This window comes from bacterium (assembly GCA_036382775.1).
Taxonomy (GTDB): Bacteria; Hydrothermota; Tepidihabitantia; order SM23-42; family JAOAFX01; genus DASVHD01.
Genome location: DASVHD010000021.1, coordinates 40,389 through 67,382, shown reverse-complemented (window position 1 = coordinate 67,382; position 26,994 = coordinate 40,389). Strand labels below are relative to the sequence as shown.

Here is a 26,994-nt window from a genome sequence, read left to right as displayed (position 1 = left end):
ATTCGGCATCGCCGCTCGTATCGTTTATCGTTCATCGTCAAAGATATTCTTTTGCCGTGTAACGACGCCGTATAACGATACGGGCAGCAATGACGTAAAACGAAAAATGCTTTCCCCATCAACTTTTGTTCTGGACTTTGGTATTTGTAATTTAACATTTGAAATTGTATCATTCTCTTCCCCCTCCCATGTAGCTTCTTTCGATACCCAGAAGCACGCGTAATGCCATTGAGATCAAACCCAGGTCTGCGCCGAAGATGATGCCGCGCTTGGTGGCCGTATTGGGCACATTCATGATCCATTCGACCAGGCCAGGGAACCCGTGCCATATCCAGTATCCGATCGGCACGCGCCCGATCATCACAATCACGGCTGCGATCAACAGGAGGGTCGCTTCCGGTGTACGCGCGCGGAAGGCTCGAAAAGCAGCGGACGCGACAAAAAAGGCCAGCAGCGAGAACATCGTAGCGCTCAACGGCACCTGGAAATTATCGAACATGAAAAGAAAGGCCCGGCCCTCGGTGCCGCCCAGAAAAAATCCCGCGACCATCATCAAGACCAGGAACACCAACAGAATAATGCTGTAGCCGAATTCCGGACGTTTCTTGATCACCTTTTCCAGGTTGGTTCTCGTCAGGTTGAAGATCCCTACGAAAACGAAGAACGCGATGACACCCAGGTACCAGTTCTGCAGGGTCTGCGACAGGTCCTGTACCGGACGAAGGGGAATAAAGAACGCGATGATAATGAAAAAGCCGCAAACCGAAACGATTATGATGGGCAGCGTTCTCTTCATAGGCAACCAGGTCCGGGGTTATTCACCTTGATACGGATCTTATACCGCATGTTATTGCACCGTGAACCAATTGGCAAAGAAGCCGAGGTTGAACAACTGCAAGGCGACGCCGATGATAATTATGATGATGAAAATCAGCTTGCCAAAATCCTGCCCCTTGAGTGATCCAAGCTGTGCCGGTTCCTGCGATAAATAGGCGCTAGCCGCGTAGAGTTCTTCCCCCAGCAGCGTGAAATCGCACGATGCCACAAAAAAAGGCAGTTGGTCAGGCAAAGCCGTACCGGCGATCTGGATCGCGTTGGTCGAATGACCGGTCTCGGCGAGGATCAGGGATTCCGCATAGAATTTGCCCAGATAAAAATTGGTCGCGGTCTTTTCCCGCACCATGATACCGCTCACGGCCGATACGTAACCGAACTGGTCATCGGTGATATACCGGACATTATCACCCACGAACCAATCGGGACGGCCGACCCGGGCGGCCGACTCTTTAACGATCTGGTATGCCATGCTCATAGTCATGGCATGGCAGTTAGGAACGTATAACGTCGTGCCGTACTCGGCGGTCCTTTCCGCGACTCGAGCCAGGATCGACATGGAGGCGATCGTCTCCGGTTCGTCGATGTCCATGATGCCCGGCACGTAAAGCACGGGTCTGCCCATTTCGGTGGCCCGGCCGATCGCTTCGTCAATAGCTGCCAGCGCCGGGATCTTCCGGACAAACAATTTTTGGCCGCGCCGCGCGCGGTTTATATAAATAATGATCGCAGCAAAAAGAACAACGATGCAAAGCGCCATGTTACTGCGGCTGGTATTGAAAATTTGAGCGCTGGCCTTGGCCGGGCCGATGACACTGGAGATCATGGATACGCTGTCCTGCATGCCGGTGATTTCGTAAAAATATTCCCGGCTGTATAAGACATGGGTATCAAGGAACAGCGTTTCCGAAGGAAGGGCATCGCCGATGCGCTCGAATTTACCGTCGCGTGAATCTGAACGCAAAATGTTAATGGATGTCAGGGGAACAGCGGTTTTCCATGATATTGAAATGCTGGAACCATCATCATTAGGGGTATCAAATGCCTTGATTTCTATTGGGTTGGACAGCGACGCCAGATTGTATAATAATAATGAAAGGATAAATAACATCAGAGTATTTTATATAAATAAGTTCCAATGTCAAGCCAGATTTTCAGCCTAACCAGCCCCCCCCCAATATGATACTCAATTTGTCACAACAAGAGAATGATCGTACGTTTTAACGATACCAAAATCAGACAATTCCTTGATGCTTGACCGTCCGGCAGAAAAGTATATAATCAGCCGATATGAACATCGGTTTGATCGGCTGCGGAAAGGTCGGATTGACCATGTGTTATTTTTTGAAAAAAGACCATGCGATAACCGGCATTTATGATTCCCGCAAGGCCAGGGAAAGAGCCGGCCTGCGAATTTTGAGGTTGCGGAACAATTCCGGTCTGGACGCCATTATAAAAAAAAGCGATACGATCCTCATCGCCACGCCCGACGATAAAATCGCCAGGATCGGCTCGAAACTGGTACCGCGTTTGATCAAACCCACCTTGATCTGCCACTTCAGCGGTCTGCTGCCCGCTGAAATTGTCCCCAAACACCGCTACGCATGGCGGGTTTCGCTGCATCCTTTCGCGACCTTCCCCTGCCTGGCGATACCGCCCCGCGAGAAAAAATATCTCATGCTCTGCCAGGGTGACCGGAAAGCGCGTGAACTTACCAACAGCATTTTCAAGAAACCGTATTTCACCATCAGGCATATCCCGCGCCGGCATAAGGTCTGGTATCACCTGCTGGGCGTTTTCAGTTCTAATCTGCCGATCGGGCTGATGAAAGCGACCGAAGATATCGCGCGCTTATCACGGATCAACCCAAGAAGCGCGCGGAAAATGGTCATCGGGCTTACCAAGCAAACCTTGAACAATGTCGCAGATCTCGGTCTTGATAACGCGCTGAGCGGTCCGGTCAGGCGGGGAGATATCAAAACCATTGAACAGCACATAAAAATCCTGCGAAGCAATAAACCGCTGCTGCGCGCTTATTACGCGTTGTCAGCATATCTAGTGGAACTTTCAGAAAAAACCGACCAACGGCAGATCTTGAAAAAGATCCTCCAAAAACCTGATTGACTTTCACCGAAAAAAAGGTACAATAAATCATGGCGCGTTGTTGGCAAGCAGTCGGTACCGCAGTAGTTCTGCTTTCGCTGCTTACTTGCGCGCACAAGGCGGCGCCCCTGTCCAAGGACCGCCTTAAACCGCGGCTGCAAAAGATCGCGAGCCTGAACGACCGCCAGATACTGCTGACATTTTCCGAAGAAATCGATACGTCGTCGCTTAAGATCGGCAACATCGCGATCGCGAGCCAGGACGATACCAGTGAAACGCTGGCCGTGATAACCCTTTACCCTTCCCTCTCGGCGTCCGAGATCATCGCGGTCACCGCCCGGCAGGATGTCAAGACCTACCGGGTATCAGGCCTTGTCGTCGATTATGGACAGAACACGGGAACGTTTAAAAAAACTTTTGTCGGATCGAACCGTCCCGATACGGTACGGCCATGGCTCGCAAGCTATACGCGGGGATATAAAAATTCCGTATTCCGCATGCAGTTCGCGAAAGCCATGGATACCACGTCATCGTCATTGCGTTTTCGGATCCTGCCCAAAAAAAGTTTGGACCCGCTGTGGTCTGATTACCGGCATCTGGCCCTTACCCCCCGATCTGCCGATGATTCACTGCGGTATGACACCACCTATTACTGCTATTTTACGACTGCATCCGATCTCAGCGGGAATACCATACTGCCGTTCATCATCAGCATAACGCCGGATTCGCTGTACAAGCCTTTCGTGCTCAAAGGCAAAGCGGTCATTGATGACTCAACGGCGCTGCTGGATGGCCTGGCGATACTGAAGCGCTCCTTGCCCGTGGCCATCGCCCGGCTTAACAAAGGCGAATTCTCTTTCGAAGTCAGGGATTCAAGCGAATACACGATATTGATCATCGCCACCGGTATGATGGGCGAAGCGCCGGTATCCCTGAGCGAGAAAAATATTGTGCCTTTGAGACCGGAACAATGTGATATTGATACCATTATTGATTAGCAGTGCCGGGTTAACCGCCGCGGTCGCCCTATACTACGGGAACCCGCGGCGGTTGGTCTTGAGGGCTCTGCCTATCTTATTTCTCTTCTTGATACTGTCCCGGTTGGAATGGAATATCATGCAAACGCGGCATCCGGGAAAGGCCATCGTGCTCATTGACCTGTCGCAGAGCTTCAGAACCCATTTACCTGCCGCGATCCAGGAACTTAAAAATATCGGTTTTCCCCATTCGATTTTTTTCTTTGCCGAAAGCCTGGTCAGCCAGATGCCGGACACGACAGGTCCATACGGCAGTTTTACCGACATCACGAGGGCGCTTGCCGATGTCCAGGAACAGAATCCATCTTCGATAATTCTGATCACCGACGGAAATCACAATTTCGGCGAACCGCCCATTGCTGCAGCTGCCCGAATCCCGGTCCCGGTCAACGTATTCGCGGCTGGTGCTGAAATGGAAAAAAATATCGCGATCAGCGACATCACCTATCCACAAATAGCTTATGCCGGTGATTCAGTACGGATCAAAGTCGAACTCACCAGCGCGGGCTTTGACCAAGGCACGGGTCGGTTATCGCTCAAAACCCAGGGGCAGAACTTTCAAACCCATGAAACCTTCGCCCTCAGCATGACCAAGGCTAGATCCTCCCTGGAGTTTGAGATCCCGCAAATCATCGCCGGTACGAACACGGTCTTCATCAATGTCGCGCCGCAGCCTGGCGAATCGGGTTATGATGATAATAAGGTCACGCTGGCGATAAGGACCTATGACCGGGCCGTATCGGTCCTGTACATTACCGACCATCTTTCTTTCAATACCCGGCACGTGCTTGCCGGGCTGAAAACCATTGAAGGCATTACCCTTTCCGCATACGCGCGGCTTATCCCCGGCAGTTTCCGCGACCTGATCGCGCAGACGGATATCACTCGACTTCCAGATCCGGCGTCGTTCGATATCATTGTTCTTGACAACGCCCGGTACGGCGCCGGTGCTCAATTCGATCTGGCGCACCTTCTGGACCGGGCTAAAGGCTTACTGATCATGGGTTCCTGCGAGCAGGTTGACGATGCGCTTCGCGCGGTACTGCCCATAGCTATCACCGGCAATCAGGTCAAGGGCGACTTCCCGGTCCAGATCGTCTCCGATTTCTCGAACCTTAAATCCGGGAACGAGTATCCACCTTTCGAGGTTATCAACCAGGTCCTTGGCGTTAAGACCGATGCTACGGTGATCGCGGAATCCAACAAGGTCCCGCTCATCGCGTACCGCAAACACTCGAACGGTTATGTGTTCCAGATCAATGCTCTCGATCTCGGCACCTGGGATTTTTCCCAGCAGGCGCGGCCGCAAGCGGCCACGCTCCCGCAATTGACGCATGATATCATCCGCTTCCTTTCGCCGGTCGGCCGGGAGAACAGGCTGGTTTTAAAATCATTTGCTCAAAAATTCCCGCGCGGTGAACCCGTCACCCTCAAACTTGAGAGCTATGACCGGAACTTCAATCGGAAAGGCGGCGGTGATTTTTATGCGGTCGCGGGCAATAGAAAGATCCCCTTTTTCGAGACGGCGCAAGGGTTTTACGAGGCTTCGTTCATGCCGGATGATAAAGGTAATATCACGGTCACTGCTTATGGCTTGCTGGATAATGATTCGCTTAAAAGTCATGATCGTAACCTTGTCATTTCGGGTGATAATGTGGAGATTAGAAAAAGCATCAACCGCATCCTGCTGTCATCCCTGGCTGAAAGCACCGGTGGACAATTCTATGCGCTGGACCGTCTCGCGGGCTTCGTGCCGCCGGCAGCCCGGCCCGAGATCGTGAAGCGAAGCATGAACCTGGACCACCCGGTGGTCTACATCCTTATCTTTGTCCTGCTCGCGGCCGACTGGATCCTGCGCCGGATACAGGGTGCGCTGTAAATCTGCTCCATCCTGTCAATACAAGCCCCATTCCCTTTGTAATCCGTCATTGCGAATCCCGTCGCCTGTCATTCCGGACTTGATCCGGAATCCAGCGATTTTGCTTGCCCTATCAGGCTGAAAGCCTAACTGAAGTCATTACTCACACCGTCAATTCTTAATTCATCATCACGAATGCCACCCTCACCTTTATCCTCTCCCTTCCCACTCGTTTCACTCGGGACATTCAGTAAGGGAGAGAGCCTGCCCCATACCCGATACGGGGGAAGGGGTGAGGGTTTGTCATTGCGAGTCCCGTTATCGACGGGACGAAGCAATCTCAGCCTTTCCATCAACCTCTTTTCTCGTTTTTTCGAGAAATAGAGAAAGTTAAAAGTTAGCGCCTGTCCCTGTTGCCTTTTATCCGCTGTTAGCCGTAGTCATAATCGTTTTCTTAAATCAATATCTAGCCATACCATATCGTTCCCTTCACCTATATATTCAGGGAAAATCCCTCTTAGAGAAAATGCCAATCGCTTATAGAACTCTATCGCTCCAAAATTCCATAATGCTGTTTGAACACAGATGAATCTAATATTCCGCTTTCGCCCTTCATTCAAAATATGATTAATGAGTAGTCTACCCACTCCTTTCTTGCGCCAGTTTTCGATTACCGCCAGATGATCAATCATTGCGATATCATTCCAAAACGATCGTGAAAGTGAAACAAATCCAACAATTATTCCATCGATATCGGCAATATAAATCTGCCCTGAATAATTTTTAATATCTTGGTAAACAACGTCCCTCTGACGATTCCCATTAATACAAGAATCCAATTGCTGCACCTGCTCAAAATCGTGGTTGACATCAAAACTGCGAATGTTAATGCTTTTTTCCATATTTTTAATTCCTCCAGATAGTTATTATTCGCTCTTCAATTTCGAATTACACTGAATACTATATATATCACATTCTAAGTGTCAAGACATAACACATTACAGTTGGATTAAATCCTCATTTGACCAGTTAGAATAATCTTTTTTTCATTAACACTACTTTTCATCCAATTTCACCGTCTGATGAAAATAATAGAATACGATAAGAAACAATCATCTTAGCAGGTTGGTTACGATATTTATCATTATTTCTTTCTCTTTGGGGTCACTATTGGCAATTAACAATGCCAAAGCAACTATTGTGGTTACGCTTATTTTCGGTTTGCCTGCTTTGTTTAACATACATTTGTTTTTATTCAAATAATGGATGAACAATAGCGAACCGATGCGCTTGTTTCCATCAACGAAAGGATGATCTTTGATGGTCAGATAGAGTAAATTCGCAGCTTTTTCTTCGACCGAGCCATAAAGATCCCTTTTTTCAAATGTCTGATATATTGCGCCCAATATTCCTGCTAATTTCTCGTTGACTTCTTTCCCAAAAAGATAAGAAGCTTCATCTTTTGTAATTAATTCTTTCTTAAATTCATCGATCAGCCTTAAGGATGTTTCATAGGTTAAAACAAAACGTGGCTTTCTGGTTTTATATACTGGCACCTTGCCTTTGTCATATTGAAATAAGAGGGTCATTGAGTTAGCATAATCATTGATAATTGACAAAATCTCGTGCATTTGTGTTTTAATCTCCGGTATGGCACTTTTTTCTTTTAAGAAAGCCACTGTTTGCTGAAGTTCTATAAATTTTTCCTGTTGTTTCAATAGTCGTTTTTTGTCAATGGCATACCCTTTTACAAGATAGTCTTTGAGGACTCTCGTTGCCCAGATGCGAAACTGGGTTGCCCGGCGTGAATTGACCCGGTAACCAACGGAAATTATCGCGTCAAGATTATAGTAATTGGTTTTGTAAGTCTTACCGTCTGTGGCAGTATGTTCCAAAATGGAACATACTGATTTCTTGTCTAATTCCTTGCTTTTGAACACATTTCTCAAATGTTTAGTGATAGCAGGTCTTTCTGTGCCGAAAAGTACTGCAATCTGTTTCTGGGTAAGCCAGACTGTTTCTCTTTCCAATTTGACATTAAGTCTTACCTGTTTATCAGAGGTTTTATAGATAACAATCTCGCCCCTGCTGTCTTTTACATTATTTTTCATCAAATCATTATAACACGATTTACAAATTTGTCAATAAAAGCCATGTACTTCTCGACTCGCTGCACTGGCTCGAAGAATAATCAGAATTAATGTGCGGCACGCAGGTCACGCTTGTCATTAGAAAAATTTAATCTATGCGATTACCGCAGCGACTTCGTCGCTTCGCAACGACAGATATGGATCAAATCTTCTTTTAACCAGTGGAAATAATCTTTTTCATTCATTTTCCGTCCCCCGGGCGATAAGGTCGACATAGTCTTTAAAAATATATCTCCGGTATCTTTTTTTGCCGGTTATCTCTTTTAAAATTCCGAGCTGTTCAAATTTTCTAAATAATTGATTTATTGAAACCAGCGAAATTTCCAATGTATCCTTAGCATTTTTAACATTGACCAACGGGATTTTAAACAACAAGTCTAATAACCGAACAGCATAGATACTGGTTATCTTATTTTCATAAATCTTGTTTAATAATCGTTCCTTTAATTGAATAATTTCCTGGGCAGTATTTGTCGCCTCATCACAGGTTGTGTATACACCTTTCAGAAAGAATTTTATCCATCGTTCCCAATCACCTTCGGTGCGAATTTTCGTCAACAGGTCATAGTATTCATTTCGATTTTTTTTGAGATAAAAACTCAAATATAGAGTTGGTTTGACTAAAATTTTCTTCCAGATCAGATAAAAGGTAATGAGTAGTCTTCCTATTCTACCGTTACCATCAAGAAAGGGATGGATGGTTTCAAACTGGGCGTGAATCAACGCGATTCTAACTAAATCCGGTATTTTGTCTTCGGCATAGAAGTATTTCTCAAGGTCACCCATTAATGATAACATCATATCTGGTGGAGGTGGAATATAAGTAGCATTAACAATGGTTGATCCTGGTGGTCCAATCCAGTTCTGAGTTTTTTTAAACTCGCCGGGCGTTCTATGGCTGCCGCGTGTTCCTTCTAATAAAAGTTTATGGATTTCTTTTATTAACCGTAGCGACATGGGAAATTCTTTGATTCTCTCTAGACCATAATTCATTGCTTTTATATGGTTTACTACTTGTTTGATCTCATTTATATCCTCTTTCGGAATCAGATTTGCCTCAAATTCTAATATACCCTGCATTGAAGCCTCGGTCCCTTCAATCTGCGAACTTAAGAGAGCTTCTTTTTTCACATACATGCCAATAAAGAGATCAGGGTTAGGCAGGATAGTTGTGATAGCGTCCAACCGCGCTAATACCCTATCAGCTCTGGACAATAGCATCATCAATTCATTGTCAAATATTATAACAGGGTTTGGTGGCAATGATTTCGGAATGAATACCTTATACCCTGACGGTTGATTGAGGTATGTTCCCGCTCTGTCATTCATAAATTAACCTTTCTTTTCTTAGATAATAGTTCTTAGCCATAAGATAACATAAGTTTACTTAAATTGATTTTAATTCATATAAGTAAACTTATCCTTCCTTATTTTACATAAAAACCATGATTTGTCAATAGTTATCTACAACCATCCAATCGAACATTTCACCACCTTCCATACGGGAAATCAATATATTACCAATTAGTTTCATTATTTTGCCTATTTTCACCGTTCGGTGAAACATGTGAAAAAAGTGAAACAATGAAACTTTCTGTTGATAAACTGCTGTTTGTTGATGACAAAAATCCCGCAAGGCTGAAGCCCCGCTGCGCGGGATCATGACCTTGCCCTACTATGCAAAAGCACGAAGATCTAGAAGATTACTTGGTCACCACCAGTTTTTTCGTAACCGTGTTAAGCGGCGTTTCCAGCCGGCAGAAATAGACACCGGCAGGGATCCCCGGGATAGCGACCGAATACCGGCCGGCTTTTTGAACGCCTCGATAGATCACGTTCTGTATTCTCCCGCCTACGTCATAGACAGTTATGCTTATTGGACCGGTTTTGCTGACCACATATTCAAGGTTCATACTGCTTGAGGGGTTGGCAAAGAGCAATTTGTCAACGCACCGGCCATCACCCACCGCGTTGTACTCCTCGATGCCGTAATAAACGTTATACTGTTTTAATATCCAAAAATCCGGATCGAATTCTATACCAGTGACCGAATCGGAAATCACGAATTCCGCGTACTGAGCGGCTGACGTGATCGGGATATTGACCAGCGTATCGCCCGTTGTCATGTGTAAGAGCACCTGAACCGGCATGTGAAAAACCGGCGGCGCGTTAGTCTGCGTCTGCCTTACCCTGATCTGCGTCATGTAATTGCCGCCCGACGGTATGCAGTACCAGTAGACATCGTATAGCGGGTATCCCTGGTCATACACCCACTCGTCAAAGAACCAGGTCAGGTCCGTGCCGTAAGCCTGATTGAAAATACCCATGAGGTCTTCAGTGCTGGCTCCGCCATACTCAAAAGAATCACGGTATGCGGCTAGGCCCGTGAAGAAGTTCGGTTGGCTCAGATACCGCAGCATGTGCACGACCCAGGATCCTTTGCAGTATGAGTATCCCCAGCTGAACAGTTCGCTCACCGGCGGGTCATATAATGGATGGCGCCAGTTAGCATCATCATTGAAATAATCATTAGCTCGCGACTGCATGGTGTTCAGGAATTCCGCATGGCCGAACCTCGCCCAGTTGTAGTTGGCATCGCTGTAGGTCGCGAAGCCTTCATTAAGCCAGATGTCGCGGAAATCAATACAGGTCACCATGTCGCCCCACCACTGGTGCGACAGTTCGTGCGCCATGCCATTCTCGGATTGGTACAGGACCCACCAGCGGTGGATGGTGGTCTGTTCCTGGTGTTCCATGCCGCCCCACGCGTATGGATAGACAACATCCTGGCCGTAGCGGTCGAACGGATAACTGCCGTACATCGAATCGAACAAGGTCATGGCGATGGGCATGTACTGGAAGGCGATCACTCCCTGGACCGAATCCGCGGGCCAGACAAAATGCCTGATTTCGATCGAATCGCCCGGCGCGACCTGGCACCACTGGGACAACTGGGCATAGCGCGACGCGCCGAAGTGCATCAGGTAAGTAGCGACCGGATAATTTTCCTGGTACGTGAAGGTCTTGGTGCCGCCGGGATTATTAACGACATCAACTAGATCGCCGTTGGCGCATACGAGGAAAGTATCCGGGACCGTCACGGTAATGACACATCCCTGATCCGCCTTGTCATACGGCTCATCATAACAGGGCATCCAAGCGCGGGCATCCCAGGGCTCGCCGAGCGTATATGCCAGAGTGTGCAGGGTGTTCGAGTCATAGTTTTTCGGATAGTATACAAAACCCGTCTGGTAGCCGGTCACGCTCCATGAACCATGATACCCGATCTCCACGCTGAAAGAATCCCCGTAGTCATAGGTCTGGGGAAGATCCACCAGCAGGGTCTCACCGGCTGATGAATAGGTCGCGGTCAGGCCGTCGACCATCACCGAATCGATCACCAGCGTGCGGCTGTGGAACGGACACGCAATAAGGCCGTTGGTCATGCTGCGGCATTTGATCTTGTTCACGCCCGACATACTACGCGAAGTCATGGGTAACGATGCGGTCAGTTCGTATTTGAGAACGTCGTAAGTATGCAGTGATTCAGCATAGACCTGGCTGGGACCAGGCATTGAACAGACATACTTGCCTTCATGTGAAGGCATTTCCCATTGATTGAAAAATATGATTGCTGTCATTAAGATCATGATCTGCTCCTTGTCCTCAATTATAGTAAATTTTATTCGCTCGTAGTGTCCGCCGGCAGATGCTCATCTATCGCCCGCATGATCACATCCGAGGGGATCGAATTTTCTAGATTTATGAAATAAAGACGCCAACGGTTTTTTATCTGCCTGGACAGGAGCAGGCGTTTTCCGTCCGGTGACACTCTCGGATTCCAGTCCAGATCTTCATTATGGGTGAGCCGGATCAGCAAACCGCTCTTCATGGTCAGCCGGTAGATCTCCCATTCCCCGTCCTGTGAGGACCGGAAAAAAAGATCGTCACCGACCAGGCTGGCGTCATCATCATCGCCCTTGCTCGCATACAACAAACGGCAATCCGTGCCGTTCGACCTCATCGTGTAAATATCATCGCTGCCGTCCCTTTTCGATGAAAACGTGATCCACTGGCCATCCGGGGCATAATGCGGCAATCCATCCCAGGATTTGTTGCTGGTGAGCCGCGCGATCTTTTTAGTCGCCAGGTTCACCGAGTAGATATCCCAGGCGCCGTCAAGGTCCGAGGCATAAACAACATCCTTGCTGTCCGGCGAAATGGAAGGAGAGAGATCCTGGCATCGGTTATCGGTTATTTTATCCGTTTTCTGCGTGGCTATATCATAGACATACAACTCGTCATCGCCGTCCTGGTTTGACACGTAAACGACCTTATCGCCCCGGCGCGAAAAATCCGGGTCCGTGTTCATGCCGCCCTGACTGATTTTTTTGACGATCGATCCGTCGTATTTTACCAGGAAGATCTCGCCGTTATCGAGCCTGGCAGCGGCAACCGCGATCAGTTCCCGGTCTGGCGCCGGCGAACCTTTGAACTGGTTCCTCAGCTTCGCCATCGGGATCGGGCTGGCTGGATAAGGATCCATGCCTAAGAAGTTCGCCAGCATCGCTTTCAGGGCCAGATCTTCCTTGAGCGGAGAACTCAATGCCGACAGTTTTAAATAACTCTCATAAGCCGGGATCGTGGAATCAAGGTTTCCGTAAGCAACGCACAGGCTGTAATACACTTCCGGGTTCGACGGTTCTTTTACCGATGCGGTTTTCAAAGATCTTACCGCCTGAGCGTATTCACCGGCGCTCAATGCCTCGATACCTTTTTGAAAATCACTCTTCCGTGAGCAGAAAATCAAGTTAAGAAATAAAACCGATGATATAAAAATCACAATTCTGGTTCTGTCCATAAAACCTCCATATCTTTTTTTCTCATCTCTGCTTCCCAGCATCCCTGCTTCTTTTTCTCATCTCTGCTTCCCAGCTTCTTATTCTCATCCTTTCTTCTCGGCATCTCTGCTTCTCTGCATATTCTTATAAATCTTCACGCCTTCCCTCAGCGCGGCCGTCATCCCCGTGTAATCCGCGACGTTTTTTCCAGCGATATCCAGCGCCGTGCCATGCAGCGGCGAGAGCCGGACAATGGGTAACCCAAGCGTGAGGTTCAACCCGCCTTTTCGTGCTTTCAGGAACCCAAACGCCTGGTCATGGAACATTGCCAGGAATCCGTCATAGACCCTCGTGAAAAGCGAGTCGGCCGAAAACGGACCCCGCGCCAGGACACGGTTTGACCTCGCTTCCAGCACCGCTTTAAGGATCTTTTCATCTTCACCGCGGCTGAATTCAAAAACATGGGGATTAAAAGCCGCCACGCCGATTTCCGGCCTGGCGATGCCGAAATATTTTCTCAAACCCCAGTCCAGCAGCATGATCTTCTTGAAAACATTGCGGGCTGTAATGAAAGCCGCAACGCACTTAATCGGCAGGTGAGTGGTGACTAGCATTATCCTTTTGTGGTCGCTGGATAACCCCATCATCGCATGTTGATGCCGGTCCATGCCATAATGGGCTGCCAGGTATTCGGTGTGACCGACAAAATCAGGGAGAAAGGTTCTCACGGCTTCTTTGACGATCGGCGGCGTGATCAGGACATCGATACTGTATTCCGGTTCCAGCGCACGGTCAATCGAAGCCATGGCGGCCCGCGCTGTTTCGCGCGTTGGTTTTCCATAGCGAAACCGGACGCCGGATGAGCAGTCAACGATCATGTCTTTTATTACGCGATATGCGGATATCAGATCCAGGTCACGGGCGGTCTGCAGCAGAACCGCCGGAGAAGCGAATATGGATAATTTAACATTACCACCGGTCTTGGGACCCCTTAGGAACTGCCTGACCGCTTTAAGTATGATCTCAGGTCCAATACCTGCAGGGTCACCCATGGTGATCCCGACGTTCACGGTCATTCTCTTACTCATGGTCAGCGACCTTGTTCACGAGTTCGCAGTATTGGCCGACCTCATCCTTGCGCAGATTCCCGTTCGGGACCATTAAAACCCGGTACGATTCCATGCCCTGCGCTGTCTCGATCTCAATGAGATCGCTGATCCGGACGTCGCGCGCGGGTTTGGCAGCCATGCCGTTAACCTTCACGTAACCTCCGTCGCACAGCTGTTTCGCGGTCTCGCGCTGCTTGATAATGAGAACTTTTTTTAAAAAAAGATCCAGCCTCATGTTTTCCTTGTCTTCTATCTTCATATTATAAAAGAAACTCCTCCAAAGTCAACTAACAATCTTTTATGCAGCATCTTGCTACCTACTGTATACTACATACTGCTTACTTACATTGCAAGGCTTCAGCCTCGCCCTACATACGATCTAAACGACAATAACCATCAAAACGATCTTAACGGTCATGGGTGTTTACTACTTGACATTATCCGCCGTATGCGTATAATTAATAATGCTTAGGAGGCATTTAACGACCATTCATATGTTTGATGTCCCGTAAGAACGAACTGATCATCACCATTCTGGGCGATCTAGCGATCCTATCCGCGGTATTTTTTATCAGCTGGAAAGCCTCATATATTAATTTCCCTGCGACAAGCTGGCACGCCCTCGTCGCCAATTTCACTCTTTTGATATTCTGGTTCTTCGTGTTCCAGACCTTCGATCTCTATGAACCGCGTCAGAGGATCCAGATCATGAACGAAACTTTCCGCATGTTCAATTCCCTCGCCCTGGGGATCGTGATCATCATCGCGCTTGCGTACATCACGAATATCAACTTCGTGAAAGCCAAGGGGTTCTTGCCGTCTTACGTGATCACCATCGGTTCCCTCTTGGTCTGGCGGTTATTGTGGCGCGGCATTGTGGGCGAGTACATCAAACCAAAACCAAAGAAAGTCGTGATCTTTAAGAACGGTGAGCCGGCCGAGAAATACCATGGATTTGATGTCGTAAAAGAAATGAAGTTCAGCGAGATCAGCCCCAAATCCACAAAGGAAATATTCAAAAAGAACAATTTTGACGGCATTGTGATCGAAAGCAACGGCCATGCTTCCGATGATATCATGGGCATCATATCAAGGTTCGCCGAAACCGAGTATGAAATCTACATCTCACCAAAATTATACGCCCTGGTCTATAACAATTTCCTGATCCAGAAAGTCGCGGATTCGATGCTGCTGCGTGTCATTTTTCACCCCCTCTCCAACTGGGACCGGTTCCTGAAAAGGGTGACCGATATCGTTCTTTCGTCACTGGCTTTTCTCGCCCTTTCGCCAATGATCGCGGTCATCACGATCCTCATCAAGGTCGACACGCCGGGTCCGGCGTTCTATAAACAGAACCGCGTCGGATACCGCGGTAAAAAGTACCAGCTCTATAAATTCCGTTCCATGGTGACCGATGCCGAGAAACACACCGGCCCGGTATGGGCAAAAAAAGACGATACGCGGATCACCCGCATGGGCCAGATCATGAGGCCCTTGCGGCTCGATGAACTTCCCCAGCTCTTCAATGTGCTGAACGGGACTATGAGTTTCGTCGGCCCTCGACCAGAACGGCCGCACTTTGTGTCGAGGTTCGAAAAGGAGATACCGTTCTACCGCCTGCGGCTCACGGTTCATCCCGGCATCACGGGGCTGGCACAGGTAAAACATTCATACGACCGGACCGTCGACGACGTCCGGAAAAAACTTGACTATGACCTGGAGTATATCAACAACTTGTCGCTCCGGCTCGATTCCAAAATATTCCTCAAAACGATCCTCACCGTGCTCACTAAAGAAGGAGCACATTAGTAAACATAAAATTGCCCAATTCCAAATTTCAAATTACAAATGAATGTCAAATTCAAAATTACAAAATCTAGTAATTACATAATTACATAATAACCGGCAAATGACGACCCGTAGAAGAATTGACATCGCGTTTCCATACTCTATCTTCCTGATATTCGCATCAAGCGCGGTTGTTTCTGCCCAGAACTTACCGATCGCCTGGTCCCAGAGCTACGGTACTTATGATATTGCGTCTCCCTGTCCATCCGGTTCGTATGGTCTGGGTTTGGGTGTCGACAACTTCTGTCTGTATAATTATCCGGATTCCACCAGTTATGATGAAAGGCGTTTTGACCTATGGGCGCGGCTCGGGTTGTTCCACCGTGCCGAACTGGAAGTGAAGTATTCATACCCGACGGCCGCCCTCATCAGTCTTAAATATCTCAGCCTGACCCACCCCAGGTTCGGCGATGCGAGCCTTAAACTCGGAGCCGGTTACATGAAGGGCACGCGCGAGGGTATGATCACCGACTATGTTTATGACCTTTATCCCAGCATTATGCTCAGCACGCGTACTTTCAGAAACACGGCGGTCTATCTGGCACCGAAGATCATCTACTCGATCCACACCCGCGATATCCAGGAGCATACAGACCGTCCTGCACGCGAGATATTTCAATATGGCTACGGCGTCGGTTGCGCGTTCGGCAATGCGTTTAAGGTAATGATCGAATCAAACTGGTGCTGGGGTAATAATGAGGGTGTTCACTACATGGTCAACCAGTTCGGCATCGGCGTCGCGTCAATGATCAGGTAGTCTTCGCCGCCAGACCGAACTGTTCCATCAATCTTCTGACCGCTGTATCCAGGAATTTTTTATGCAAAAAAATGTTTATGGAAAGCTCGGATGTCGTGACCGCTTCGATATGGGCACGCACCTTGGACAGCGTGCTGAAAATGCCAGCCAGCACGCGGTTGTCACTGCCAATGCCCGTGCCGATGATGCTGATCGAACAGACGTCAAGAACTTCCCTGATCGATGATATCCGAAGCCTGCGCCGTAACGGCTTAAGCCGCGCCTCGACCCTGTTCTTCTCATTGAGGGGCGTGATAAAGGACAGGTCAAAGTTGCGGGCATCGGATATACCGTGGAAGAAGAACTTCAGGTGTATGCCATGCTCGGTGAGGTCCTTAACGATCTGCGAAAGACAAGCCGGGTTTTTCGGCACCTGGACCAATGTCACGAGATAAAGGTCTTCACTGTGAGTTATGGCCTTAGGTCTGGGTTTCTCCATGCCGTCAAGCTGGGTCACGGTCGTCCCGGACTTGCTGCTGAAACTACTGCGGATCTCAACGGGCACGCCATAGCGCGCCGCGATACTTGATGCCCGGGGGTGCAGAACCTGCGCGCCCTGGGATGACAGCTCCATCATTTCCTCATAGGATATCTTTTCTATTTTCTTAGCTCCGGGGAAACGCTTGGGATCCTCGGTATAGACTCCATCGACATCGGTGAAGATCATGCACCGGTCCGCATTCAGCGCCGCGCTGAGCGCGACCGCGGTGGTATCAGATCCACCCCGGCCCAACGTGGTGATCTCTTTTTCCATGCTCACTCCTTGAAAACCACACACTACCGGGATCTGACCGTCCGCCAACGCTTTCCTGAGCCGGTCGCCCCTGATCTCAAGAATCCTGGCGTCGGTGTGTTTGTTGTCGGTGATTATCCCCACCTGCGAGCCGGTGAACGAAACGGCTTTCAACGAGAGCCGTTCCAGGGCCATGGAAAACAGCGCGACCGAGATCCGTTCGCCTGCGGTCAAAAGCATATCCACTTCCCGCGCCGGCGGATGAGGGGTGATCTCCCGCGATAATTTGACGAACGCATCGGTCGTGTGGCCCATGGCCGAGACTACGACCACGATGTCGTTCTCTTTCTTTTTCTCCCGCGCTACTCGCTGAGCGGCCCGATTTATCAGCTCGGCATTGGCAACGGAAGTGCCTCCGAATTTCATGACTATCATCGCCATGTCGCATTATATTGACACTAATGTCAAAGTCAATGCCTTCCTTCAGAAGGCATTGATGTCAGTGATCATGTACCCGATGACAGTGATAAACAAAAAAATCACGGCAAAAATCCTCACGCCAACTTTCAAACCCTTACCCTTCAATCATCTTTGCGCCATTGACTTGAACACCATAATCCATACACTTCATCGTGTTTTCGCTTCTGAAAAACCGCGGAATTTTATTTCTGGGCTTATCCAACACCATATCCCAGCTGGGCGACCGGCTCACGCACATGGTCATCGTGACCTTGATCGGTGTCGTTTCACCGGGACGGGTCTCGGCATTCAGCGAATTCGCGGTCGCCTTCTCGCTTCCGGTCATGCTGCTCTCTCCTTTTGTCGGCGTCCTGGTCGACCACTGGAACAAACAGACCATCATGTTCAGATGCCATATCATCCAGACCATCCTGATCGTATTGACGCCGACCGTCGTCGGCCTGACCCATAGTGTCGTCCCAATATGGATACTGGTCATTCTGTTTTTCTCGCTGGACGTATTCAACAACACGTCGCGGAACACTGTGATCCCTGACCTGGTCTCTTTCGATGACCTGGTGCCGGCGAACTCTATTATTGTCACCCTTACACGGGTCGCCACGTTCCTGGGCATGGTCGGGGGCGGTTACCTGATAAAATGGACCGGCTGGCAACTCGGGTTCTATATTGACGCCTCGACCCACTGCATCGCAGGATGCCTGGCCCTGGGAATGGGTGCCAAGATCCTGTTCGAACCGGTGAGAAAGATCGACTTTTCGCTCGGCCGCGAGCTGAAAAAATCTCTGAGGCTGTTTGCCAACGACCTCAAGGAACTGGGCATTCTGCTGATCAAGGACAAGGTCGTGGTTTTCGTGATGATCTCGGTCTTTGTTCTTCCGTTTGTCGCGTCCACTGCCTACACGATCCTCATATTCATGGTCCAGCAGCAGTTCGGGCTCGGCACAGCCGGTGTCGGCCTTTTCGGCGGTGTCGTCGGCATCGGCATGCTGGTCGGCGCCGTGGCGATGGGGATGTTCGGCAGACTCGTATCGCGCGGCGTTATTCTCATCATAAGCATGGCGGCTTTGACCATCTTCTTCCTCCTCGGTCCATTTTTTGTGACCCCGATCTTTTTGTACATCATGGCTTTCATCGCGGGCGTTGTCTTTTCATTAATCGGCATTGCCCAGGATACCATGCTCCAGGAAGATGTGCTCAAAGGCATCAGGGGCCGGATCTTCGGCACCAAGGAATTCGTCATCAATCTAACTTTTACCACGTGCGCGGTCGCCATCGGCATCGGGTCGAGCCGCTTCGCGCCTTATACGATCCTTTTCTTTGTTGGTTTTGTCCTGCTCGCTGCAACCGTGCTGTCGCTGGTCGTATTCAATCAGATCCCGCCTGAGGTGCGTAAGAAATTGTAGATCCCGCTGCTGTACTTGACTTTCGCAGCCATATACTTATAATCTGCAGTTAACATTTTCTGTTTCGGGGCGTGGCGCAGATGGCTAGCGCACCAGCTTGGGGTGCTGGGGGTCGTGCGTTCAAATCGCATCGCCCCGATGTCAACTTTGCTCAAATTCTATTTTTGATTTGATTGCAAAGTTGAACATCCCGTGTTTGTGTAGTTTGCAAACAACGGGATTACTTAAAAAACCATTGGCCGCTGAGTGCCGGCACGAAGCGCTGCCGAATTGAGCATCTCCCTAACGGGACAACCAATTATTTCTGTTGTTCAATTCATAATGAAGCCGCACGTTGCTGCTGCAGTATGCAGTTTACGGGATTTCATTAAATAAATTTTTCTCCTTCCCCTTGATTTTGCGCGCAGATTAATTATTATTGTCCGTAAACATGCACATCTTTCTCTGCCTGCTTTTCACCTATCATCCCGTGGTCTATGATTCCACAGTCTACTGCATAGATATCGCGCATCCGCAGGTCATGAAGATCAGCCTCGACGCAGAGATCATCGATTACGCGGTGGACGATTTCCTGTACGTGCTCACGCAACGCCGGCTCTTCAAGGTCAGCCTGCCTGACCTGCAGATAGTCGGCCGCGTGCCCCTGCCCATCAGGTTTAACTGCCTGACCACAGGCCCGGATGAGATCATCCTGATCGCCACCGAGGAAATAATACTGGTGGACAAAAAAAATCTCTCTTTCAGATCCGGTATCGGCATTGAACCCGGTGATTACAGACCTCTGGTCGCTCCGGTGGATCTTGCCGGGGCCGGCAAGAGCGATCTTATCTATCTTGCCATGGACCACGGTGAACACACGATCTTCAAGATCTTTGACCTTAATTCGGGCCGGCTGGTAAAAGCAAAACAGGTATCAAATGTCATCAGTTCTTATTATGACCTGCACGCCGGCACCATTGTCTGCCTGGACCGAACCGATAACCTGAGCACTTATAACCTGAACCTGAAACGGCTGCATCAGACAAAAGTACCGGTCCATGCGGCGGCGTTTTCGCCCTATCCAAAGGCCGCCGGATATCTATTCTATAACACCGATGGCATTTTCTGGATCGGCAAGGATGGAACACTGAATGACTTCCAGCCCGTCTTCGCCAACGACAATATGAGTTTTTCCAATTTTCATTTCCTGACGCGGTTTGGGCTGCTGTACGTAAATCCACTGACGCTCAGACCTCAATGGCTGCGGTCTGACCCTGATCTCACGGGTATTGCCGGTATTAAAAGAACCACGCCGCTCGATGATCTTTCCAGCGCCGGCTTCACGCGCTCTCAATCAGTATACCTGCTGAGCAGTGATACAACGTTACTGATGCCACTGGTCGAAAACTGGGTTTTGCCACTGCCGCCTCCGGTTGTCATGGTACCGGGGAATGACTCGCTATGGTACATACAATTCGCGGCTTTTTCAAAACCGGAAAACGCCAGCGCGGCACTGGAACGCCTTGTACAGCAGGATATACCAGCCATTATTGATTCCATGGCACCGGGCTTTTACCGGATCAAACTGGGCGGGTTTATGGATAATGACTTGGGCCGCGCGATCATGGAGAACACAGGGATGCCTGGCTGGCTCGTATACCAGGCAAAGGTTCCCAGCGCCGACTCCGCGTGGTTTTCCATCGGTCCCTCCCGGTACCTGCGCAAGAACGGCGTTGTAACTCTGGCACCAGCCGGGCCTGACAGATAAATATTTCCTTATCGCGAGCATGAAGGAGCGAACAATGAAGACCTTGATAAAAACAAAGAACGCGCCCGAGGCGATCGGACCTTATTCGCAAGCCATCGCCGTTAACGGTTTTCTCTTCACCGCGGGGCAGATACCGATAGTGCCGGCGACGGGCAAGTTCATCGAAGGCGGGATCAAAGAACAGACCAGGCAGGTACTTGAAAATGTCAAAGCGGTGATCGAGGCCGGTAATAGTTCTATGTCAATGACGGTAAAAACCACAGTTTACCTGACGAACGCCGAAAATTTTACTGCCATGAACGAAGTGTATGCGACTTATTTTAACGCCAATGACACTCCTCCGGCCCGATCCACGGTTTTCGTCGTTTCCCTGCCCAAAGGAGCCCTCGTTGAGATCGACGCGGTCACGGCGCTTGATTAACGGTCCAAAAGACCTCAAACTGAAATTCAACGATCCCCGGATCCTCAGGCGCGCGCTCCGGCATTCATCCTGCCCCCAGTGCCGGAAAACCCACAAGTCGAACGAAACCCTCGAATTCCTCGGCGATGCGGTGCTCGAACTGCTGGTCCGCGAGCATCTTTACAAAAAACTCCCTCACTGCAATGAGGGCCAGCTTAGCGAGATGAAAAAAAGCTATACCAGCGAAGACGCGCTCCATATCATCGGCAAAAAACTCGGAATCGGCAAATTGCTGATCATGGACCCGGGCGAGGAAGCCACGGGCGGACGGACCAAAAGATCGAACATTACAGGCGTGCTGGAAGCGCTCATCGGCGCAATATACCTTGATCAGGGTCTGGAAAATGCGCGCCGGTTTGTCCGGACCAGGATCCTTTGCCGAAAAATGACCGGGGTCAAGGATTTCAAATCGCTCCTGAACAACTGGGCGATGCGTCACCGGAAAACCATAAGCTACAAAGTGATCGACGAAGAAGGGCCGGCTCATCGGCGGATATTCCACATCGCGCTGGTCATTAACCGCAGGAAAAAAGCGGTCGGTCTTGGAAAATCCAAGAAAAAAGCCGAACAGATGGCGGCCGGAAAGTATTTTCGGACTATCCCCCCCAAGGCGAGGAGGAAGTAATGATCTTCATGCGTGTATCCATGATCTTATACCTGACTATGACCATGCTTTCAGGCTACATTCAGGACAGCGCCGGCGTGGTGATGCGCGACAGCGTTAGGCTGGGCACCGACCTCTATTATCCGCAGACCTCGACGCCGCCCTGGCCTTCGGTCCTGCAGCGGACGCCGTATAGCCGGTACTGGGATACGGGTACCATTTCCTACATAACGGATTACCTCGGTTATGTTTTTATCGTCCAGAACCTGCGGGGCACAGGCGATTCCGAAGGGGAACCAATGTTCTTTCTGACCGATGGCTGGGGTCCGCTCCAGGACGGTTACGACTGCATCGAATGGATAAGCCAGCAGTCATGGTCCAATGGCAGGACCGGCATGTTCGGCGGATCGGCTCACGGTATTACCCAGTACCTGGCGGCCGGAGCTCGACCGGCTCACCTTACCTGCTGTGTTCCGATGGTGGCCTCACCCAGCATGTACCATTATACGGCTTTCAACGGCGGTGAGTTCAGAAAAGCCCTGACCGAAACCTGGCTTAACAGCATGGGCACTCCTTGGCTCATCGACTCGATATGCAATCACCCCGACTACGATACTATGTGGTCGTACGTGGACCTGACCGCGCGTTGGGATTCGGCTTCGTGCCCGATCTTTCACATTACCGGATGGTATGACATTTTTCTGGATGGACAGCTTGACGCTTTTCCGCAATTGCAGGCGCGGTTCCATAACCAACGGCTTTTTATTGGACCATGGGGACACAGCTCCTGGGGTTCGCAATATCAGGGCGATCTCGTGTACCCGGCCAACGCTAACATGAACCAGACCGAGTTCTACCTCATGATGTTCGACTGGTACAACTACTGGCTCAAGGACAGCACGCCCGCCCTGGAACCACAGGTCCTGTTCTACCTCATGGGCGACTGCGAGACCCAGGACACCACCAACTGGAATCGGTGGGTGCAGGCAGATACGTGGCCCCTGCCCGCAGTGCTGTACAAAAACCTCTATCTCCATAGCGGCAACCTGTGCGATACCTTTCCGCCGAACCAGGCCGGTGTTCATGATACTTTCGCGTACGACCCGCAGGACCCGTGCCCGACCTATGGCGGCCGGGAATACATTGGTCTTTCCACCGGTTACGGACCGATCAACCAGAACCCCATTGAAGGCCGGCCCGACGTGCTGGTGTATACGACACCGGTCCTGACCGCGCCCGTGGCCGTGATCGGCAAACTGCAGGCGGTCTTGTATGCCGCCTCGAACCGCTTTGATACGGATTGGACGGTGAGGATCACGGACGTTTATCCTGACGGACAATCCTACCTAGTGACCGATAATATAATGATGGCGCGGCACCGGCACGGGCTCGATATCCAGGACTCGCTCGTTCCCGGTCAGCCCGACACGTTCTCGATCGACCTGTGGTCGACCGCGCAGGTCTTCAATGCCGGTCATCGGATACGGGTGATCGTTTCATCATCGAACTATCCGCGCTTTGAAAAAAATCCCAATACCGGAGCGCCTTTCCGCCGCGATGATCCAAACACCCTGACCGCCCGCCAGACCGTCTATTGTTCCAGCGACCTGCCGTCCCGCATCAGGATGCCGGTCTATCCTCTTGAATACATGGTGAAAGAAAGCAGCAGCCGACTGGTGATTCAACCCGCCAACGCTTTTTTCAATGTGATGCCGACACTCTCGCGGAATCCGGTTATGCATCTCAGACTCAACCAGGCATCTGAGGTAATAGTAAAGATCTACAACCCTGCAGGCCAGTGTTTGGAAACAATCCGCCGTACTTACGGTGCAGGCGCGCATGTCTTTAAATTACCGCCTCTAGCCTGCGGAATTTACTTTGTTAAAGCGGCGGCGGGCATGGATGATTACACAACGAAAATAATTATCATAAAATAATTGTGGTAGTTCTTGCAGAAACCTTGAGAAATAGAGTCTCTTCGACGACAGCGATAAAGAAACTAAACAAATTATAGAATAGAAGTATTTAACTTATTCAACTACGATTATTCAATGAGTAATCCGGCAGGTTCACCGCAAAATTACGAATTTTTTCACTACTGATTTTGCCATATCGCTGCTGGTTATTGACAGAAAATACACACCGCCGGATAGAGTCCGGCCCTGTGTATCAACCAGGTTGTATTTCACGTTACCCGATTGTGCTGTCTTCAGCTGCCGTTTATTGATTAACCGACCATAACAATCATAAACAGATAGCACACAATTGTTAAAATCTTTTGATATGGTTATGACCATATCATTCTTCTCCGTTACGACCGTGGGCACGAAACAAAAAGTCTCCATACCATCTGGATTGTTACCCCAATTGTCCAGGATTTCAACACTATCGGAAAACGGCGATTCATTGCCCAGCGAATCATATGCCGCAACCTTATACTGATACCGGTATAGATTCTGTACTGTCTGGTCAAGATGAGTCGTATCATTGGGTGCGCTCTTTTCCGCGATCATAGCCCATGTACTCCAAGGCGGCGGTGGGAAACCTATTGTGTATTTGCTTCGCCTGTGCAACCGGTATCCTTTCAAATCGGTTTCCGCATTTTTATGCCAGTACAAACGTACCGCATAGCCTTCCCGGGCAGCGGATAGACCTGTGGGCTTGGCCGGTATGCTGTCGCGGATTCTATGGTGTAAATAAATCTGGTTCAAAGCAAATGCATGGTCGTAGTTATAATAGTTCCAGCCGGATCGAAAATGGAAGACGGTCTGACAATTTGTATCCGCTAGACCAACGGGATCATAATTGTCAAATACATTCCAAATCTCATCAAAACCCATCGATAGAGAATCGGCCAATGCTGTGTCTGGAAACCAAATACCATATAGAGAATCCGGGTAAGAATCATAGGGAATTTCATTATGAGAATCATATACATCCCACAAAGCGCCTGCAACCGCACCTTCACACCAGGGACCGCCTATAAACGTATCAGGCTGAAAATCACTAGCGATCAAGGGACTTTCAATATTATTCCACATATAAACAGAATCACCACCGATACCTTGTGCGGTATTAATTATTAAAGTATCAGTATTTGAGCCTACTCTTGCACGACATGAAAAAAGATGCGCCCATCCCTCACTATAGCCAATTCCCGGTTTATCGGAATATGACCACGGCCATACGTGTTCACCGATAGAAGAATCTGGCTTTTGCGTGTAAAAATCCATTACATAGTGTCCAAATTCATGCAAAAGAACATCATCGTCCCATTCATCGGAACCTCCTTCAATATTGTTGTTCCCATTTATCCAAACTGTATCTAAGACTAAACTATCCATACCAGTCCAAGCAGAATAACCGGGTTCCCACAGACACCTTAAAGATCTTGTTGGTGCCGGATCCATAAATGTCCGTGCATGGAGATAGGTTTCGTATATGTTGATGCAACCACTTTGGGGTTGCGCAACTTCAGGATATGTATCAGCATAAACGGAATCGAAATGTATAGGTGTTGAAGTGGAATAAAATTCTTCGTAATACATGTTTTTTATCACATATAATGTCGTATCCAGCGGGTCTTTGTTGTAATGCCATGATGTTGGAGTGGGATCTGAAACTTTGATCATCGGATATGCAGTATCGGTTCCTCCACCACAGGGATATACTATGGCATAAGCCTTGCCTAAAGTACAGGCATCAGCTATATTCATTGTCACACTGAAGTATCCCGTGGTATCAGTAGTGCATTGGCGTGAAAGTATAGAGTGAGCGCCATGACATGTATAACAAGCCAAGACTCTTGCCCGGGCGCCATTAATCGCTTTTTTGTCAGCATCGGCTAACAATCCATTGGTTTTGTCGTATTTTTGATCTTTGAATCGCCACTTCCCATCAAATGTTTTAGCAACACTATCAGCAGGAGGATCATCAAAACGCCCGCGATTATCACTATCACCACGAAAAAAGTTGATACTGCCCCCCTTCCCTTCGTTTTCAATCTTTCTTTTTTCATCCTCCCGCCATTGTTCGAGCGTCCCTTGCTGTAACGCATTGTACCACCCGTCTTTCAGATAGTATTCAAATATCCCTTTGTCAATCCAGTGTTGGTTCAGAGAATCCCATATCGCTGCACCTTTGGGGATTCCAACCTTATACATCTCCGAATGAAGAAGCAATGCTTCAGAATCACTTAGTGCAGGCTCTAATTGCTTCATCGTGTTGATTATCCTTCTGTTTTCTTCAACCGGCGCGGGATTCTGGCTTGGCGTGCAAGTAAATGAACCGACGATTGGATCATATCGATACTCAACTGGTAATTTACTCTCTTGTTCGATTTTCGTACCGTACTGTGCAGTTTTGTTATCGATAAGAAATAAATCGAAACCTATGCCCTGAGGTCCCCATATTTGATCTGAAATACCGCCATATATATTTATTCTTGGATCGGATTTCTTAATTATCATTTTTGCCTTAAATTCTTTAACATCTCCTTTATGCATACAGCCAAAGAATTTGTGTTCTTTTCCACTTATTATTTCAACTCCCTCGCTTCCAAAAAATTTTACAGTGTAGTCCGGACCAAAATGAATATTCTCAAAATCATTATTGCACTGGACCGTTAGAGTAACTTCAAATACTTCTCCTGTTTTAGGCATGAACGGAATTGAAAGTTGTGCGCCCAAGCTAGTCACAATTTTCGCAGGTGGACTTCCGCCATGAAACTCAGGTCGACTCACTGAATATCCTTGTGCCCATGTCATGCCTATTACGACTAGGATTAAACCCAGTACTTTACTTGTTCCTGCAACTTTCATTTTTCCTCCTTGTTTTTTTCGGGATTATCCCGTTTACAATGTAAATACCACTTCATTATATTGTACAATTATCCATAAGTCAAGGATCTACTTCTCTCACTTTGTACTTGCCGCAAATGGGTGATCCCATTTGTCTACTCATCATTAATTTTTTATAAGAATTTATTAAGC

Annotated in this window: 23 protein-coding genes and 1 tRNA gene; 11 read left to right on the top strand and 13 right to left on the bottom strand. The window is 48.8% G+C overall.

From position 1 onward, the window contains the following. Nucleotides 1-169 precede the first annotated feature (169 nt). Together VF399_03650 and VF399_03645 are read right to left on the bottom strand one after the other, a co-directional pair. Complete coding sequence (locus VF399_03650) at nt 170-796, bottom strand: hypothetical protein (GenBank protein HEX7319436.1); 627 nt, start codon at nt 794-796, stop codon at nt 170-172. A 51-nt stretch (nt 797-847) separates the two neighbouring features. Then, nucleotides 848-1,945 carry a DUF6754 domain-containing protein gene (locus VF399_03645; GenBank protein ID HEX7319435.1) on the bottom strand — a complete coding sequence of 366 codons (1,098 nt, stop codon included), beginning with the start codon at nt 1,943-1,945 and terminating at the stop codon, nt 848-850. Nucleotides 1,946-2,124: 179 nt separating this feature from the next. On the opposite strand from VF399_03645, the gene VF399_03640 reads away from it, so the two are divergent. Genes VF399_03640 through VF399_03630 form a run of 3 tightly spaced genes read left to right on the top strand, consistent with a single transcriptional unit; the run spans nt 2,125 to nt 5,853 of the window. Next, nucleotides 2,125-2,958, top strand: coding sequence for a DUF2520 domain-containing protein (locus tag VF399_03640; protein HEX7319434.1), 834 nt, complete (start codon nt 2,125-2,127; stop codon nt 2,956-2,958). 29 nt (nt 2,959-2,987) lie between these two features. Continuing rightward, the gene (locus VF399_03635; protein HEX7319433.1) at nt 2,988-3,935 is read left to right on the top strand and encodes a hypothetical protein; all 948 of its coding nucleotides are present in this window, start codon (nt 2,988-2,990) and stop codon (nt 3,933-3,935) included. After that, nucleotides 3,916-5,853 (top strand): hypothetical protein, encoded by a 1,938-nt coding sequence (locus VF399_03630; GenBank protein ID HEX7319432.1) that lies wholly within the window; start codon nt 3,916-3,918, stop codon nt 5,851-5,853. The genes VF399_03635 and VF399_03630 overlap by 20 nt, the downstream gene beginning before the upstream one ends. A gap of 419 nt (nt 5,854-6,272) precedes the next feature. On the opposite strand, the gene VF399_03625 is transcribed toward VF399_03630, so the two are convergent. The 9 genes from VF399_03625 to VF399_03585 form a co-directional block, all read right to left on the bottom strand. After that, on the bottom strand, nt 6,273-6,734 hold the full coding sequence (locus VF399_03625; protein ID HEX7319431.1) for a GNAT family N-acetyltransferase: 462 nt from the start codon (nt 6,732-6,734) through the stop codon (nt 6,273-6,275). Between the two features lie 210 nt (nt 6,735-6,944). Further along, the gene (locus tag VF399_03620; GenBank protein ID HEX7319430.1) at nt 6,945-7,943 is read right to left on the bottom strand and encodes a virulence protein RhuM/Fic/DOC family protein; all 999 of its coding nucleotides are present in this window, start codon (nt 7,941-7,943) and stop codon (nt 6,945-6,947) included. A gap of 216 nt (nt 7,944-8,159) precedes the next feature. Next, nucleotides 8,160-9,311, bottom strand: coding sequence for a Fic family protein (locus VF399_03615; GenBank protein HEX7319429.1), 1,152 nt, complete (start codon nt 9,309-9,311; stop codon nt 8,160-8,162). 124 nt (nt 9,312-9,435) lie between these two features. Further along, entirely contained in the window at nt 9,436-9,645 is a 210-nt protein-coding gene (locus VF399_03610) for a hypothetical protein (GenBank protein ID HEX7319428.1), read from the bottom strand. Between the two features lie 40 nt (nt 9,646-9,685). Beyond that, nucleotides 9,686-11,623 carry a M1 family aminopeptidase gene (locus tag VF399_03605; protein ID HEX7319427.1) on the bottom strand — a complete coding sequence of 646 codons (1,938 nt, stop codon included), beginning with the start codon at nt 11,621-11,623 and terminating at the stop codon, nt 9,686-9,688. A gap of 41 nt (nt 11,624-11,664) precedes the next feature. Next, a complete protein-coding gene (locus VF399_03600; GenBank protein HEX7319426.1) occupies nt 11,665-12,843 on the bottom strand; it encodes a DUF5050 domain-containing protein in 1,179 nt (392 codons plus the stop codon). Continuing rightward, nucleotides 12,822-12,947, bottom strand: coding sequence for a hypothetical protein (locus VF399_03595; GenBank protein ID HEX7319425.1), 126 nt, complete (start codon nt 12,945-12,947; stop codon nt 12,822-12,824). Before VF399_03595 ends, VF399_03600 begins: the two co-directional genes overlap by 22 nt. After that, nucleotides 12,928-13,911 (bottom strand): 4-hydroxythreonine-4-phosphate dehydrogenase PdxA, encoded by a 984-nt coding sequence (locus tag VF399_03590; GenBank protein HEX7319424.1) that lies wholly within the window; start codon nt 13,909-13,911, stop codon nt 12,928-12,930. The genes VF399_03595 and VF399_03590 overlap by 20 nt, the downstream gene beginning before the upstream one ends. Further along, entirely contained in the window at nt 13,904-14,191 is a 288-nt protein-coding gene (locus tag VF399_03585) for a S4 domain-containing protein (protein ID HEX7319423.1), read from the bottom strand. Before VF399_03585 ends, VF399_03590 begins: the two co-directional genes overlap by 8 nt. 242 nt (nt 14,192-14,433) lie before the next feature. Here VF399_03585 and VF399_03580 point away from each other — a divergent pair, with 242 nt between their 5' ends. Next, nucleotides 14,434-15,741 carry a sugar transferase gene (locus VF399_03580; GenBank protein ID HEX7319422.1) on the top strand — a complete coding sequence of 436 codons (1,308 nt, stop codon included), beginning with the start codon at nt 14,434-14,436 and terminating at the stop codon, nt 15,739-15,741. Between the two features lie 100 nt (nt 15,742-15,841). Next, nucleotides 15,842-16,537: a hypothetical protein gene (locus VF399_03575; GenBank protein HEX7319421.1), complete on the top strand. Its 696-nt coding sequence runs from the start codon at nt 15,842-15,844 to the stop codon at nt 16,535-16,537. Here the strand turns inward: VF399_03575 and VF399_03570 are convergent. Next, nucleotides 16,530-17,750, bottom strand: coding sequence for an aspartate kinase (locus tag VF399_03570; GenBank protein ID HEX7319420.1), 1,221 nt, complete (start codon nt 17,748-17,750; stop codon nt 16,530-16,532). The two genes, VF399_03575 and VF399_03570, sit on opposite strands and share 8 nt — an antisense overlap. Before the next feature lie 191 nt (nt 17,751-17,941). Between VF399_03570 and VF399_03565 the strand changes: the two genes are divergently transcribed. From VF399_03565 to VF399_03540, 6 genes are all read left to right on the top strand, one after another. Then, entirely contained in the window at nt 17,942-19,192 is a 1,251-nt protein-coding gene (locus tag VF399_03565) for an MFS transporter (GenBank protein ID HEX7319419.1), read from the top strand. Between the two features lie 65 nt (nt 19,193-19,257). Then, nucleotides 19,258-19,331 (top strand) — tRNA-Pro (locus VF399_03560). Between the two features lie 291 nt (nt 19,332-19,622). Next, the gene (locus VF399_03555; protein ID HEX7319418.1) at nt 19,623-20,939 is read left to right on the top strand and encodes an SPOR domain-containing protein; all 1,317 of its coding nucleotides are present in this window, start codon (nt 19,623-19,625) and stop codon (nt 20,937-20,939) included. A 34-nt stretch (nt 20,940-20,973) separates the two neighbouring features. Beyond that, nucleotides 20,974-21,360, top strand: a complete 387-nt coding sequence (locus VF399_03550) for a Rid family detoxifying hydrolase (GenBank protein HEX7319417.1) — start codon at nt 20,974-20,976, stop codon at nt 21,358-21,360. Continuing rightward, a complete protein-coding gene (gene rnc / locus VF399_03545; protein ID HEX7319416.1) occupies nt 21,329-22,024 on the top strand; it encodes a ribonuclease III in 696 nt (231 codons plus the stop codon). Before VF399_03550 ends, rnc begins: the two co-directional genes overlap by 32 nt. After that, nucleotides 22,024-23,940, top strand: coding sequence for a CocE/NonD family hydrolase (locus tag VF399_03540; GenBank protein HEX7319415.1), 1,917 nt, complete (start codon nt 22,024-22,026; stop codon nt 23,938-23,940). Before rnc ends, VF399_03540 begins: the two co-directional genes overlap by 1 nt. Before the next feature lie 132 nt (nt 23,941-24,072). Here the strand turns inward: VF399_03540 and VF399_03535 are convergent, their stop codons facing one another. Further along, the gene (locus tag VF399_03535) at nt 24,073-26,823 is read right to left on the bottom strand and encodes a hypothetical protein (protein ID HEX7319414.1); all 2,751 of its coding nucleotides are present in this window, start codon (nt 26,821-26,823) and stop codon (nt 24,073-24,075) included. Nucleotides 26,824-26,994 lie beyond the last annotated feature (171 nt).